This is a genomic window from Streptomyces sp. R33, from assembly GCF_041200175.1.
GTDB classification, from domain to species: domain Bacteria; phylum Actinomycetota; class Actinomycetes; order Streptomycetales; family Streptomycetaceae; genus Streptomyces; species Streptomyces katrae_B.
The window spans coordinates 1,054,877-1,068,539 of the sequence record NZ_CP165727.1; the positions used below are offsets into that span (position 1 = coordinate 1,054,877).

At 70.5% G+C, this 13,663-nt stretch carries 13 protein-coding genes; 9 read left to right on the forward strand and 4 right to left on the reverse strand.

The window, feature by feature from the left end; all coding sequences use genetic code 11:
• The first annotated feature begins 67 nt into the window (after positions 1 to 67).
• The 4 genes from AB5J51_RS05300 to AB5J51_RS05315 are packed head-to-tail and all read left to right on the forward strand — an operon-like array spanning position 68 to position 4,421.
• Entirely contained in the window at positions 68 to 574 is a 507-nt protein-coding gene (locus AB5J51_RS05300) for a hypothetical protein (protein ID WP_168724208.1), read from the forward strand.
• Positions 571 to 1,200, forward strand: a complete 630-nt coding sequence (locus AB5J51_RS05305; protein ID WP_136223904.1) for a hypothetical protein — start codon at positions 571 to 573, stop codon at positions 1,198 to 1,200. Before AB5J51_RS05300 ends, AB5J51_RS05305 begins: the two co-directional genes overlap by 4 nt.
• Positions 1,197 to 2,831 carry a putative T7SS-secreted protein gene (locus tag AB5J51_RS05310; protein ID WP_136223903.1) on the forward strand — a complete coding sequence of 545 codons (1,635 nt, stop codon included), beginning with the start codon at positions 1,197 to 1,199 and terminating at the stop codon, positions 2,829 to 2,831. The genes AB5J51_RS05305 and AB5J51_RS05310 overlap by 4 nt, the downstream gene beginning before the upstream one ends.
• A gap of 18 nt (positions 2,832 to 2,849) precedes the next feature.
• Positions 2,850 to 4,421, forward strand: a complete 1,572-nt coding sequence (locus tag AB5J51_RS05315) for a YrhB domain-containing protein (protein WP_369776993.1) — start codon at positions 2,850 to 2,852, stop codon at positions 4,419 to 4,421.
• Between the two features lie 45 nt (positions 4,422 to 4,466).
• Here the strand turns inward: AB5J51_RS05315 and AB5J51_RS05320 are convergent, their stop codons facing one another.
• Positions 4,467 to 5,234: an NPP1 family protein gene (locus AB5J51_RS05320; protein ID WP_369776994.1), complete on the reverse strand. Its 768-nt coding sequence runs from the start codon at positions 5,232 to 5,234 to the stop codon at positions 4,467 to 4,469.
• A 670-nt stretch (positions 5,235 to 5,904) separates the two neighbouring features.
• Between AB5J51_RS05320 and AB5J51_RS05325 the strand changes: the two genes are divergently transcribed.
• On the forward strand, positions 5,905 to 6,675 hold the full coding sequence (locus tag AB5J51_RS05325) for a CAP domain-containing protein (RefSeq protein ID WP_053789143.1): 771 nt from the start codon (positions 5,905 to 5,907) through the stop codon (positions 6,673 to 6,675).
• Here the strand turns inward: AB5J51_RS05325 and AB5J51_RS05330 are convergent.
• The 3 genes from AB5J51_RS05330 to AB5J51_RS05340 all read right to left on the reverse strand — a co-directional run bounded on the left by AB5J51_RS05330 (position 6,672) and on the right by AB5J51_RS05340 (position 9,875).
• The gene (locus AB5J51_RS05330) at positions 6,672 to 7,754 is read right to left on the reverse strand and encodes an IS630 family transposase (protein WP_369780221.1); all 1,083 of its coding nucleotides are present in this window, start codon (positions 7,752 to 7,754) and stop codon (positions 6,672 to 6,674) included. The two genes, AB5J51_RS05325 and AB5J51_RS05330, sit on opposite strands and share 4 nt — an antisense overlap.
• A gap of 18 nt (positions 7,755 to 7,772) precedes the next feature.
• Positions 7,773 to 8,135, reverse strand: coding sequence for a transposase (locus AB5J51_RS05335; protein ID WP_369776995.1), 363 nt, complete (start codon positions 8,133 to 8,135; stop codon positions 7,773 to 7,775).
• Positions 8,136 to 8,417: 282 nt separating this feature from the next.
• Positions 8,418 to 9,875, reverse strand: a complete 1,458-nt coding sequence (locus AB5J51_RS05340) for an NF041680 family putative transposase (RefSeq protein ID WP_369776996.1) — start codon at positions 9,873 to 9,875, stop codon at positions 8,418 to 8,420.
• Positions 9,876 to 10,209: 334 nt separating this feature from the next.
• On the opposite strand from AB5J51_RS05340, the gene AB5J51_RS05345 reads away from it, so the two are divergent.
• The 4 genes from AB5J51_RS05345 (at position 10,210) to AB5J51_RS05360 (ending at position 13,525) form a co-directional block, all read left to right on the forward strand.
• Entirely contained in the window at positions 10,210 to 11,001 is a 792-nt protein-coding gene (locus tag AB5J51_RS05345; RefSeq protein ID WP_053789353.1) for a class II aldolase/adducin family protein, read from the forward strand.
• A 12-nt stretch (positions 11,002 to 11,013) separates the two neighbouring features.
• A complete protein-coding gene (locus AB5J51_RS05350) occupies positions 11,014 to 11,757 on the forward strand; it encodes a TetR/AcrR family transcriptional regulator (protein ID WP_053789142.1) in 744 nt (247 codons plus the stop codon).
• The gene (locus tag AB5J51_RS05355) at positions 11,754 to 12,641 is read left to right on the forward strand and encodes an alpha/beta fold hydrolase (RefSeq protein ID WP_369776997.1); all 888 of its coding nucleotides are present in this window, start codon (positions 11,754 to 11,756) and stop codon (positions 12,639 to 12,641) included. The genes AB5J51_RS05350 and AB5J51_RS05355 overlap by 4 nt, the downstream gene beginning before the upstream one ends.
• Positions 12,642 to 12,781: 140 nt before the next feature.
• Entirely contained in the window at positions 12,782 to 13,525 is a 744-nt protein-coding gene (locus AB5J51_RS05360; RefSeq protein WP_053789141.1) for a GntR family transcriptional regulator, read from the forward strand.
• Positions 13,526 to 13,663: the final 138 nt, after the last annotated feature.

The window sequence follows — 13,663 nt, forward strand, 5'->3', positions numbered from 1 at the left end:
GCGCATGACAAGGCGGGAAGGACCGGGCCCGCTTCGGCTCGGGCTGCCCGGCGAGGGGAGTTCTGAGGTGGATTTCGACGAGGAGTGGGCCGGGCTGCGCACAGCCGCCGAACGCGCCGCGACGAAACCGCAGCCACCGTCACGGCCGGAGCCGGAGCCGCCGGTCGCCCCCGTGCCCACCCCCGCTTCCGCGCCCGAGACGGCGGCCGACACCCTGGAGATGGCGCGGGAGGCGGTGCTGGAGCGGCTGGCGGACTTCCGCAGCCGGGTACTGCTCGTGCCCCTGGACGAGCGTGACGGGCTGTGGACAGGCCGGTTCGGCGGGCTCGACTGGATCTACGCGTTCTCCGGGGACGAGCAGTTGGCCCGGTTCGCGCAGGCCCGCGGCGAGCAGGGGAAGGAATGGCCGTACCGGCGGGTGGTCGGGGCGCGGATCCTGGACGAGGTCGTGCCCGCGCTGGACTTTCCCTGCGGGGTGGCGTGGGACGTGGCGGGGCCCGACGGCATGGTCTTCCCGCCGTTGAGCGGGTTCGTGCCCGAAAGGGCGGCACTCGACGGTGAGGTGGCGCGATGAGCGGGGACGGGGCGGATCTCGACGTCTCGCAGCAGGCACTGGGCCAGATCGCCCGGGGCATCACGGACACTCTGGGCGAGCTGAAGGAACTGGGAATGATCGGCTCCGCCAGCATGGGGCGGGGCTTCTCCGACATCGCCCTGTCGGGTATGGAGACCGGGCACGACGGCTTGACGTCGACCTTCAAGACCTTCTGCGAGCGCTGGGAGTGGGGGGTGCGCTCACTGGTGCAGCAGGGCAACTCCTTCGCGGCGAAGGTGGGCCTTTCCGCCGGTGTGCTGCACGAGCAGGACCAGTACCTCCAGGGCAGCTTCAAGGTCCTCACCAACTCGGCGATGGGCAATCCCTACGCCTCCGAGAAGGACGTCATCGACAAGGACTGGGGCGAGGTGCTCTCCGACAACGCGTACACGCAGATCCGGGACGCCGACTACAGCCAGGAGTCGTTCGACCGGGCCGCCCAGAACAGCAAGGAGGCCTGGAAGACCGCGGTGCGGGACGTGAACACCTCCGACGTGCTGTTGTCGAACCAGCTGGTCGATGCAGCCGGGTTGCGCGACGAGGTGGACGGCGCGGTCGACCGCATGGTCGGACCGGCTCCGCAGCCTCAGGGTGAGCGCCGATGACGGACTGGGGTGGTCTCCTCGACAAGGGTCTGGGAAAGCTCGAGGACGGCTGGGACGCGACCAAGAAGGCCGTCGGGGAGGGTGTCGACAAGACCACCGACGGCATAGGCGCCGCCCTGGACTATGTCGGGGCGCACGACTGGGCGGACAAGGTCGAGGACTGGGGCGACGACGTCGGCTCCGACCTCGGTGCCTCGATCAGCGAGCAGCAGCTCGGGCAGACCGAGCAGGCGAACGAGCTCATCCACGGCAAGGCGTCGGCGATCCGGGAATCGACCAAGCACCTCACCGACTTCAAGGCCGCCTTCGACCGGGTCGGCGAGGGGATGAAGGCGCTGGACTCCGAGCACTGGAAGGGTCAGGCGGCCGAAACGTTCCGCGAGAAGTTCGCGATGCACCCGACGGACTGGTTGCGCGCCGCCGACGCCTGCGAGGCAGCGGCCGGCGCCATGAACCGGTACGCCGGGACGGTGGAGTGGGCGCAGCAGCAGGCACAGCAGGCCATCGACCTCTACAAGGCGGCCGTCAAACAGGCCAGGGAAGCGCACGAGGACTACACGTCCAAGGTCAAGGCCTACACCGCGGCGGCGGATGCGGGCAAGGACCCCGGCGAGAAGCCGGTGGAGCCCGTCGACGCCGGGAAGGCCGACGGCACGCGGGCCCACGAGATCCTGAAGGAGGCCCGCAGGCAGCGCAACGACGCGGCCGCCGACGCGCAGAAGGCGCTGGCGGCAGCGCTGGCGCACGCTCCGGCCGAGCCGCCCCCGTCCGAGCGGGCGCTGGCGGGGATCGGCGACTACTACGGCGCAGAGGCCGTGGAGCTCAACCACTTCGTCGGAGGGGTGGTCAAGGGAACGGCGGGGCTGCTGAACTTCGCCCGCGGCCTGAACCCGATGGATCCGTACAACCTGACCCATCCCGCCGAGTACGCGCAGCACCTCAACATGACGCTGGCCGGCCTCGTGTCGACGGCCGCCCATCCGGAACGGATTCCGGGGGCTCTGATCGACAGTTTCAAGGACGACCCGTCCGAGGGCCTCGGCCGGCTGGTGCCCGAGCTCCTCGGAACCAAGGGCCTGGGAGGGGCGCGGGCGGGCGTACGGGTCGCGGAGACGGTGGCCGCGAAGCCGTCGGCGTGGTCGCACCTGGCGCAACCGGCGAAGGGCATCACGGAACGCGGGGCCATCCACGCCGACTCCGTCGGTGCGAAGCAGGCCCAGAAGTTCCTCGACGACCAGTACCCGTGGCTCAAGGACATGAACAACACGGGCATGCCGGGCTATGAGTACAACTGCACGCACAACGTGGCCACCCTCGACAAACGGCTGGACGGGATCGAGGTGTCGGCCGCCCCCAAGACCGGACCCGGGGACATCCCCTACAAGGAGCTCGGGGTGACTCCGGACGCGAAGAAGGTCGTCAACAGTTACGACGACATCATCAAGGACCTGGAACAACGGGGTCCGGATTCGCGCAGCGTGGTCGCCATTTCCCGCCACGGCGGGGTGGGCCATGTCTTCAGTGCCGTGAACACCCCGCACGGAGTGGTCTTCTTGGACGGTCAGACCGGAACGCTCGCCAGACTGGAGACGTCCAACATCAGCGAGATCGCCCATGTCCCCTACCGCTAACCCTGTCAGGAAACAGCAATGCTCACGTTGAACGAAGCCCTGGAAGCGGCGCGGACGCATCTCGAGCGGGCGTACTCCCACGAACCCCGGACGATCGTCCTGCAGCGGGAGCTGTCCGGGGAGGACCCGCTCACCTGGATCATCCGGTACGAAGCCCGGCCGACCGCCGGGGCGGCGGGGTCGCCGGCCGCTCCGCTGACGAGCGTGGTGCTCGTGCCCAAGGACGGCTCCGCCGTGCGGTTCCCGCCGTCGCACCTGCCCCTGGACGAGTACTTCGCGTACGTGCGGCACGGCGGCTGGGCGACCGCCGCCCTGGCCAGGACGGTGAAGGCTGAGCCGTGGCAGATGGCCCTGGAGTGGCTCCTCACCACCTATCACGGCCTGGTGGAGCTGGCCGCGATCGAGCCCGTGGCCGAGGACGCCGGGACCTGGCTGTTCGCCTGCCGGACCACCGCGCAGCCGGGATACCCGCGCACGCCGATGCTGGCCGCTTCGCTGGTCGTGCCCAAGGACCTCGGCACGCCGTTCCACCCGGCGGCCGACGATCCGTGGCGGGACGCCGCGGCCTACACGCAGAACCCCGTGGAGCGTGACCCCGAGGCCCAGACGCGACGCCTGAACTCCCGCGGATGCGTGGTCACCATGGCGGCGGCGATCGCCGGGGCGCCCTCGTGCCCGTTGCCGTGGCAGCCGGCGCACGAGGCTCCGGGATGGTGGGAACTGCTGCTGCGGCGCTACTTCCCCGGCGCCGAACAACTGCGGTGCACGAGCTGGGACGAGGTCATCGAGCGGGCGCAGCAGACCGGTCCGGACACCCAGGGCGTGGTCTGGGTGCGCCGTACCCTCGGCGGGACGGAGGTGAGCGGCCACCTGCTGTACGCGCACAACAACGGCGGTTCCGTGGTGTTCCTCGACGGGATGACCGGCGGACTGGCCCGCCTGGACACGGCCGGCCTGCTGGAACTGGTCTTCGCCCGGGTACGGCCCGGCGGCCCGGAGCGGGCCGACGACTTCGAGGCCGCCCGGCACAAGGCCGAGGAGTGGCTGCGCCGCACCTACACCCAGCCCGTCGAGCTGGTGTCGCCGGACGCCGGGGACGAGACGGCCCGCGGCTGGCTGTTCGCGTGCCAGACCTCGGCCGCGCTGCGGAGCGGGGACTGGAGGCAGGCGATGCTCGACTCCGCCGTGGTGGTGCCCAAGGGGCCGCAGGAGCCGTTCCTGCTGCCGAATTCCGACCCCTGGGGATTCCTTGCCGCCTGGGACCGGGGCGAGCCGACCGGTCCCACGCCTCCTGCGGGGAAGGCCGAATGGCTGGCCTCCACCATGGCGGAACTGGGTGCGGTGACGGAGGTCTCCGAGCACACGACCGTCGTCGATGCCGTGCAGGCCGTTGCCGCGCTGCCGCCCGGCGGGCGCGCCCTGCTGTGGGTCCGGCGGCGGGACGCCCGAGGACGCGAAAGCGTCGGCCTGCTCTTGACGGGGCTGCACACGGAGGCGGGCCACGTCGGCATCATCGACGCCTCCGCCGAAGAACTGCGGAGCCTGGACGCGTTCCACGAGTCGGGGGTCCGGGTGATCCGCTACCGCTGACGCCCGGGGCGGCACGGGGCGCGACTCCGCAGGTGCGTGCGCCGCCTATTGGTACGGGTCGAAGGGGATGCCCGCCGGCTTGGCCTCCGCGAGGTGGGAGGAGAAGGCGCCGTCCTTCAGGCCGAAGTGGGCACTGCCGAAGTCGGCCTGGCTGAGCTTCTCGCGGAGCGTGGGCGGGTAGCCCGACCAGCCGACGAGCGCGGGGAACTGCCAGGTGCCGCGGTGGTTCTCCGGCGGTTCGTCGTTCGTGTTCGCCGCGCGGAAGCAGTGCGTGCCGATGCCGTCCTTGTGGTAGACGATCTTGGGGTGCGTGCCGTCCCAGCGGATCCGGTCGCGCGCGTGGATCTCGAAGTCGCCGTGGGCGGAGGTGGCGACGTACTTCGCCTCGCCGCCCTGGATCCACACGACCACGTGTTCCCAGTCGTGGCGGTGGCCGCCGAGGCTGATGCCGGGGACGGCCTGGTCCTTCTCGAAGTACAGCGCGTACACGACGGCGCACCAGCCGTTGTTGCAGGCTGCGCGGGAGTAACCGTTGGTGTTGGCGAGGTCCGAGGCGTCGCGGCAGCTGCCGTTGAGGGCGCCGGTGGGGCTGAGGCCGCCGTTCAGGACTCCGGTCGGGCCTATGGCGGGCGTCGGGTAGCAGCCGTCCGTGTCGTAGTCGTACGCCGGCTGGAAGGCCAGCTCGATGGCTTCGGCCTGGGCGGGAAGCGCCGGGGGCGGAGCCGCGAAGGCCGTCTGGGCGGCGGCGACGACCAGCGCGAGGGCGGCGCCGACGACGAGGGATGATCTCCGGATGTGCTGGCTCGTCCGCAAAGCAGGCCTCCGGGGCCGGTCGGTTCGGGGCGGGGCGGATCCCGGCCGAGGGGCCGGCGCACAGCGAGCATCATTCGCGAACCTCGCCGGCACAGCAAGGGTCCCGACACGGACGGTTCAGCCTTGATCGGCTGTACAACAGGGCTGACTTCAGGACGAGTTGACCCAGACCGGGGATGCGGAGCGCCGCGGCCGACGGATCGACCGGCACCCCACGGCCCCGCGAGCCGTCCGGCGGCGCCGTCACAGGACCCCCGCGGACGCCTGTTCACCGGCGCTGGTTCCTCGCGAAACAGTGACATGCATCACTACGCGTCAAGGGATCACGGAAGCATTACGTCCGCTCACTCTTCCCCGACATGTCGATATTTGTCCCACTGGAATCGACATTCCCCTCTTCGGCGAAATAGGCATTCTGCGGATCGGCGCGTTCTGGGGTAACTCGCCACGCCACAGGCGTGTCTGAGGGTCGGTCTTCGTCTCACGCAGTCGGCCGACCGGACGGCCAGCACGACTGTCCGCCCATTTCAAGCCCGCTGTACGGAGGTCCCGCGCGGGCCGGCGGAGAGACTTGCCAGCCCGTTCAGGGGCTTCTAAGAATGGCGGCCCGGCCCCGGCGCTCCAGCAGCTCAGGCGCAGGACGCATCGCAGAAACCAAGCGAGGTCACGCATGCACAAGCACCGTAAAAAGCGGACGCACTACAAGAAAATAGCCATCGCCGCCGTCACGCTCGGCATCGTCGGCATCCCCACGGCCGCCATGGCGTGCCTGGACACCCAGGAGGCGGGCTCGTCGAGGGCCGCCGGCCGGCACCACGGCATGCGCCCCTCCCACCGCGCCCCCTCCCCCGGCGAGTCGCTCCAGATCCAGGCGGGTCCGGCGGACGCCCCGCTCGAGACGGCACCGGCCGTACCGGTCGAGCAGACCGAGCAGGCTCCGCAGACGACGGAGCCCACGGAGCCGTCGACCGCCCCCGCTGCGCCGAAGCCCGCGCAGCCGGCCCCGGCCCGTCCGACGGCGCCGGTGACACCACAGAAGCCGGCGACCCCGACCGCTGCGCCCTCCGGCCCGGCCGCCGAGGTGGTGGCCCTCGTGAACAAGGAGCGCGCCAAGGTCGGGTGCTCCGCGCTGACCGTCAATGCGAAGCTGACGGATGCCGCGCTGAAGCACAGCCAGGACATGGCCGCGCACGCCAACATGTCGCACACCGGCTCCGACGGTTCCGACCCGGGCCAGCGCATCACCCGCGCCGGCTACACGTGGACGACCTACGGCGAGAACGTCGCCTACGGCTACAACACGCCCGAGCAGGTCATGACCGGCTGGATGAACAGCCCCGGGCACCGGGAGAACATCCTCAACTGTGCCTTCAAGGAGATCGGCGTCGCCCTCGCGCAGCCGAACTCCTACTGGACGCAGGACTTCGGCACCGCCCGCTAGTCTTCTGAGTCGGGAATTCTGTTCAGATAGCTGGCGAGGCGTTCGAGGATCTCGTCTGCGGTCTTGGTCCAGACGTAGGGCTTGGGGTCGGTGTTCCAAGCGGCGATCCAGTCACGGATGTCCTTCTCGAGGGCCTGGACGGACTTGTGGACGCCTCGCCGTATCTGCTTGTTGGTGAGTTCGGCGAACCATCGCTCCACCAGGTTCAGCCAGGACGACCCGGTCGGCGTGAAGTGCAGGTGGAACCGGGGGTGGCCGAGCAGCCACTTCTTGATGTCCGGCGTCTTGTGGGTGGCGTAGTTGTCGCAGATCAGGTGGACGTCCAGACCGGCAGGCACTTCCTTGTCGAGCTTGACCAGGAACTTCTTGAACTCCTCGGCGCGATGCCGGCGGTGCAGGGAGCCGATCACCTTGCCGGTGGCCACGTTGAGTGCGGCGAACAGGGTGGTCGTGCCGGCGCGGACGTAGTCGTGCGTTGACCGCTCCGGGACTCCTGGCATCATCGGCAGCACTGGCTGGGACCGGTCCAGGGCCTGGATCTGCGATTTCTCATCCACGCAGAACACCAGCGCCCGCTCGGGAGGGTCCAGGTAGAGGCCGACGACATCGTGGACCTTGTCGACGAAGTAGGGATCGGTCGACAGCTTGAACGTCTCCGACCGGTGCGGCTGCAGGCCGAACGCCCGCCAGATCCGTGAGACCGAGGACTGGGACAGGCCCATTTCCTTCGCCATCGACCGCGTCGACCAGTGCGTTGCGTTCTTCGGCGTGGACTCCAACGTCCTGGTGACCACTGCGGCCACCTGCTCATCCGTCACCGACCTGGGGCCGCCGGAACGCGGCATGTCTCCCAGGCCCGCGATCCGGTACTGCACGAAACGGGCCCGCCAACGGCCGACCGCATGAGGCGTCGATCCGAGACGGACGGCCACATCCTTGTTCGAGACGCCCTCGGCGCAGGCCAGGATGATCCGGCACCTCAAAGCCCACGCCTGCGGCGTGGAACGACGCCGCACCCACCCCTCCAGTGCGGCCCGTTCCTCGTCCGACAGCGTCAACTCGGCCTTCGGCCGCCCCATCCGCGCCATAGGCCAAGCCTACACATCTGAACAGAACTCAAGACTCAGAAGACTAGTCGGCGTGGACTCCAACGTCCTGGTGACCACTGCGGCCACCTGCTCATCCGTCACCGACCTGGGGCCGCCGGAACGCGGCATGTCTCCCAGGCCCGCGATCCGGTACTGCACGAAACGGGCCCGCCAACGGCCGACCGCATGAGGCGTCGATCCGAGACGGACGGCCACATCCTTGTTCGAGACGCCCTCGGCGCAGGCCAGGATGATCCGGCACCTCAAAGCCCACGCCTGCGGCGTGGAACGACGCCGCACCCACCCCTCCAGTGCGGCCCGTTCCTCGTCCGACAGCGTCAACTCGGCCTTCGGCCGCCCCATCCGCGCCATAGGCCAAGCCTACACATCTGAACAGAACTCAAGACTCAGAAGACTAGGGGGTGTCGTCAAAGCCCCTCCCCCAGCTACCGCTGGGAGGTGCCCCCAGGCCGGCGGGGTCTGGCACGCGCGCTCGCGGCGTTGTCGTCGGTCGACGACGCGAGCGTCGCCTCCTCCCCCTGCCTTCGGCGGGGGGACCCCCACCTCCGCCTTGCGATCACACGCACCAGACCCCGCCGGCCCCGCCCTCACGGGCGGACGACGCTACTTTGACGACACCCCCTAGCTTGATCTTTAACCCTTGCGGCGTGGGCGAGGAGTCGTGGACTTCTTCGTTTTCGGATTCGCGGCGTCTGTTTTGCGGACTGTGTGCACGTCGTGGCGGGGTGTGGGCTGGCTGTTCTTGCGGCCGGGTGGCCTGCCGGGGCCGGGACGGGAGGGTTTCGGTGCTCTGGCCGGGCAGGTGGTCTTGGTGCGGATGTGCCGGAAGTCGCGGCGGACGCGGGCGGGTGTGAGGCGGTCGGCCGATGCGGGTTTCTCCCATGGCCGGCGGAGGTCGGCTGCCAGTGGGCGGGCGAGGCGGAGTTGGGTGTAGGCGGCGAGGATCAGCCAGGTCCACCGATCCGCCGCCTCGGGAGTGCGGACCTTCGGGGAGGTCCAGCCGAGGCTCTGTTTGAACAGGCGGAAGGTGTGTTCGATGTCGAAGCGCCGCAGATATGACTGCCAGAGGCGGTCGACATCCGCGGGGTTTGCGTCGGTGCCGGACCACCACAACCAGACCGGCTTGGGGGTTGCTCCGCTGGGCAGACGGTCGATGTCCAGGCGGACCACAGTCCCGTCAATGATCGGGAGGGTGCCGTCCGCCGCGGCCCAGGAGGAGCGGTGGGTGAGTTTGGGGTGGAGCCGGTCCCAGGAGCGGGCGGTGGCGGTGCCGTAAAGGCGTGTGTCGGTGACGGTCTCGGTGTCCGGGGTGCCCCAGGTGTCGGGCTGGCCGAAGACGAACTCTCCTCCGTGCCGGGGCGGCCGCCCCATCGTGTGTGGCTGCCGGGACGGGGCGGCCCTGCGCAGGACGCGGTCCGAGCGCATCCGTGCCAGGACCTGGACCGGCAGATCCCGTAGCAGGTGGGCCAGGCGGGGTGCGTCGTATCCGGCATCCGCGACGACGAGGATGTCCAGGTCGCCGGTCTGCCACTGCCCCGCCGTGATGAGCCGCTCAACCAGTTCGCGGAGCTGCCCGGCAGTGACGGTGGCGGTGTCGTCCCCGGGCGCCAGGCGGAGCGCGTCCAGGGGTGCGGTCCATGAGCTGCGGCCGGGCTCCAGCGCGCAGATGATCGAGTACGGCCAGCCGGGAACGGGGATGTGCTGGTCCTTGCCCCGACCGTAGGTGTGGCACAGGATCCGCTCCGGCGAGGTGTGGGCGTCAGGCCGCAGCCAGCAGGTGATGTCGATGGCCAGGACCAGCTGGCCGTCGGCTGCCCGTGGCAGCGGAACCGCCGCCAGCGCGAGCCGCAGCCGACTGGTGTCGACCCGGCCATGGGCCACACCGGCGTAGAGCCCTCCATGGCCGCGGCGGTGTTCGCCCACCAGCGACAACTCGGCCAGTGACCTCACCGGACCGTTGCCGCACAGGATCGCGTCGGCCAGCTCGAACAACGCGTCCGAACGAGCGGTCAGGCAGGAGTAGAACTCACCCCGGAAGCGTGACAGTTCCGCCAACGGCTCTCGCCGGGCATCACGATGCAGCAGACTCATCCTCACGGCCTTCGCGCTGGATGTGAGTGTTTCCTTGGTCGGAGCACATGATCCAGACGAAGGCCGCTTCCGCGTGCGCTGGTTACCGAACCGAGTGATCGAGTTCGACGCACCGTTCGACCTCAGAGGTTAAAGATCAAGCTAGAGAGGTCTTGCGCTATGCGTCCGCTGGACCCATGATGTGCGTCCAGCGGACGCATAGCAGAGGGAGGCGGGCGTGGACGGGACGACGGGCACCCGAGGGCGGCACGAGACGGCCGACGCGGGTACGGACACGGGTACGGACACAGAGGCGGGGACGGGGACAGGTACGGGCGCCGCGGCGGGCGCCGGGCTGCGCGGCAGTGCGTTCGTGCCGCGCCAGGAGAACCTCGAGCTGGCCCTGCCGCCCGTGTTCACCGACGCCGCGCAGGAGCGCGAGCACCGCAAGCAGCGGCTCGCCGGCGCCTGCCGCGTCTTCGGCCGCCTCGGCTTCTCCGAAGGGGTCGCCGGGCACATCACCGTGCGCGACCCGGAGTACCCGGACATGTTCTGGGTCAACCCGTTCGGCATGTCCTTCCGGCACGTACGGGTCAGCGACCTGATCCTCGTCGACCACGAGGGGCAGGTCCGCCACGGCAGGCGCCCGGTCAACCGGGCCGGATTCGTGATCCATTCGGCCATCCACGCCGCCCGGCCCGACGTGGTCGCCGCCTGTCACGCCCACGCCGTCCACGGGAAGGCGTTCTCGAGTCTGGGGCGCCTGCTGGACCCGATCACCCAGGACGCGTGCGCCGTGTACGAGCAGCACACCGTCCACCGGGACGGTGCCGGTGCCGTGGTGGTCGAAGAGGAGGCCGGCCGGCAGCTCGCCGCGGGGCTGGGGCCGCACAAGGCCGTCATCCACCAGAACCACGGCATCTTCACCGTCGGCGAATCGGTCGACGAGGCGGCCTGGTGGTTCATCTCGATGGAGCGCAGCGCCCAGGCGCAGTTGCTCGCGGAGGCCGCCGGCACCCCGCACCTGATCGACCCCGAGGCCGCCCGGCACACCCGGGACCAGACCGGGTTCCCGCTCGCGGGCTGGTTCTCCTTCCAGCCCCTCTGGGACGAGATCACCCGCACGGAACCCGACCTCTTCGAATAGGCGCCACCACCCATGACACTCCAGCCCGGAGCCGAGTCCGAACCCGCCCCCGCGGAGCCCGGTTCCCCCGCCTGGTGGCGGGCCCGGTACGCCGAACGCGACCGGCGCAGGCCCCGCCAAGGCGGGCTGACGCTCGACCGGATCACCGCGGGCGCGCTCGAACTGGCCGACCGCGAGGGCCTGGAGGCGCTCACGATGCGCCGGCTCGGCGACCACCTCCAGGTGCGCCACACCTCCCTCTACCGGCACGTCGCGAGCCGCGAGGAGCTGCTGATCGAGACGGTCGACCACATGCTGGGGGAGATCCGGCTGCCCTCGCTCGACGGGGACTGGCGGGCCGGACTGGAAGGCGGGGCGCGGGAGTTCCGCCGGGTCCTCGCCGCGCACCCGGCGATCGTCCCGCTGCTGACCGCCGGTCAGCTGCTCGGTCCCCATGCCCTGCGGGCACGTGAGCACGCCCTCGGGCAGCTCCTCGCCCACGGGTGGGCTCCGCGGCCGGCCGTCCACGTCTACCTGACGGTGACCCACTTCGTGATCGGCGCGGCCGTGCTCGACTCGGGCGGCGCGGCCCGTACCGCCGGTCAGCGTGCCGCGATGGCCGACCTGTTCGCCTCCCTCTCCCCGCGCACCCACCCCGTGGTCCGCCGCCACGCCGAACTGCTCAACTCGCTCGACGCCGAGGCCGAGTTCGCGTTCGGCTTGCGCGCGCTCCTGCACGGGCTGGGCCACCTGCACGACGAGGAGGCGCAGGCATGACCGACGGCATGAGCAGCGGACGCGTCCTGCCGCCGCTGCGCGGCTGGACCGAGGGTGGCAGCACCGTCCGGATCGACGGTCACTCGGTGTTCGTACGCCAGGACGGGCCCGCGTCCGGCGCTCCCGTCACCCTCGTCCACGGTTTCCCGACCTCCTCCCACGACTGGGCCGCCGTCGTCCCGGCGCTCGTCGCGGCCGGACTGCGGGTCACCACGCTGGACCTGCTCGGTTTCGGGGAGAGCGACAAGCCCCGGCATCACCGCTACTCGCTCCTCGACCAGGCCTCGTTGGTCGAGGAGGTCTGGCGGCGGTACGGAATCGGCAGAACCGCCCTGGTCGCACACGACTACGGGGTGAGCGTCGGCCAGGAGCTGCTGGCCCGTGACCCGGCCCGGATCACCCGCATGGCCTGGCTCAACGGCGGCCTCTACCCCGATCTGCACCGCCCCGTGCCGATCCAGCGTCTGCTGCACGGCCCGTTGGGTCCGCTGCTGGCGCCGCTCACCACGGAGCGGCGGTTCGCCGGGTCCCTGCGCGCCGTGCTCGGGCGGCCGGTCCACGACGAGGACCTTCACGACCTGTGGGCGTCCGCGTCGCGGGCCGGCGGCCACCGCCTCGCCCCGCGACTGCTGCGCTACATCGACGAGCGCCGCCGGCATGCCGCGCGCTGGACCTCGGCCCTCGAGGGCTTCCCCGGACCCACGCTGTTCGTGTGGGGGCCTGCCGATCCGATCAGCGGGGCCCACGTACTCGCCCGGATCCGGGCGCGCATGCCGCAGGCCGAGGTCGTGGAGCTCGCCGGGCCGCCTGCCGTCGGGCACTACCCGCAGTTGGAGGATCCCGTAGCGGTGGCGGCCGCGCTCACCTCGTTCCTGGCCCCCTGAGGCGGCCCCGGGGATCCCATGGGGTTCCACCGGGGTTCCGCCGGTCAAGGCGTACGGGCATCAGGACGTCAGGACATGCTGATCAACGAGGCGGCGCGGGGGATAATGTCACTCTCGCCCCCCGGCCGCTGGAGCCCAGGATGTCTTCCCTCGCCTCGCTGATCAGCATCGACCGCTCCAGCCCGGTTCCCCTGTACTTCCAGGTGGCCGTACGGCTGGAGGAGCTGATCGCGGGCGGCGAGCTGCCCGCCGGATCCCGGCTGGAGAACGAGATCGCGCTGGCCGGTGACCTGGGCCTGTCCCGTCCCACCATGCGGCAGGCCATCCAGCACCTCGTCGACAAGGGGCTGCTGGTCCGCAAGCGCGGCGTCGGCACGCAGGTCGTGCACAGCAGGGTCCGCCGCCAGGTCGAGCTGACCAGCCTCCACGACGACCTGCTCCGCGCCGACCGGCATCCGCGCACCGAGGTGTTGTCGATGGAGCGCGTTCCGGCCCCGGACGAGGTGGCGGCTGCGCTGCGCCTGCCGCCGGGCAGCGAGGTCGTCGCGCTCGAGCGGCTGCGCTATGCGGACGGCGAGCCGCTGGCCCTGCTGCGCAACCACGTCCCCGTCGAGCTGTGCCGGTTCACCGTGGACGACCTGGCGGACCGGGGCCTGTACGAGCTGCTGCGCGCGGCCGGTACCCGGCTGAGCCTGGCCGACCAGTCGATCACCGCCCGGCGGGCGTCCACCGCCGAGGCCCGGCTGCTCTCCGAGGTCCGGGGTGCCCCGCTGCTGGCCATGCGGCGCACGGCGTACGACAGCGACGGCCGCCCCGTGGAGTACGGCGACCACCTCTACCGTGCTTCGCTCTACTCCTTCGAAATCACCCTCATGGCGCGCTGAGGCGCACCCCCGGACCCGTCACGGTCCGACCTCACACACCGAACAACCAAGTCCGTATGTCTTGACATACTGACTTGCGCGGGACGAAGGTGATGCCCATCGCTGCGGCACACCCACCCGCCCCCCGGGGTGCCCCAG

What these genes read in the sequence shown, in the direction of transcription:
- AB5J51_RS05305 (WP_136223904.1), top strand. Translation starts at nt 571, where the DNA reads ATGAGCGGGGACGGGGCGGATCTCGACGTCTCGCAGCAGGCACTGGGC.
- AB5J51_RS05310 (WP_136223903.1), top strand. Translation starts at nt 1,197, where the DNA reads ATGACGGACTGGGGTGGTCTCCTCGACAAGGGTCTGGGAAAGCTCGAG.
- AB5J51_RS05315 (WP_369776993.1), top strand. Translation starts at nt 2,850, where the DNA reads ATGCTCACGTTGAACGAAGCCCTGGAAGCGGCGCGGACGCATCTCGAG.
- AB5J51_RS05325 (WP_053789143.1), top strand. Translation starts at nt 5,905, where the DNA reads ATGCACAAGCACCGTAAAAAGCGGACGCACTACAAGAAAATAGCCATC.
- AB5J51_RS05330 (WP_369780221.1), bottom strand. Translation starts at nt 7,754, where the DNA reads ATGGGGCGGCCGAAGGCCGAGTTGACGCTGTCGGACGAGGAACGGGCC.
- AB5J51_RS05335 (WP_369776995.1), bottom strand. Translation starts at nt 8,135, where the DNA reads ATGGCGCGGATGGGGCGGCCGAAGGCCGAGTTGACGCTGTCGGACGAG.
- AB5J51_RS05340 (WP_369776996.1), bottom strand. Translation starts at nt 9,875, where the DNA reads ATGAGTCTGCTGCATCGTGATGCCCGGCGAGAGCCGTTGGCGGAACTG.
- AB5J51_RS05350 (WP_053789142.1), top strand. Translation starts at nt 11,014, where the DNA reads ATGACACTCCAGCCCGGAGCCGAGTCCGAACCCGCCCCCGCGGAGCCC.
- AB5J51_RS05355 (WP_369776997.1), top strand. Translation starts at nt 11,754, where the DNA reads ATGACCGACGGCATGAGCAGCGGACGCGTCCTGCCGCCGCTGCGCGGC.
- AB5J51_RS05360 (WP_053789141.1), top strand. Translation starts at nt 12,782, where the DNA reads ATGTCTTCCCTCGCCTCGCTGATCAGCATCGACCGCTCCAGCCCGGTT.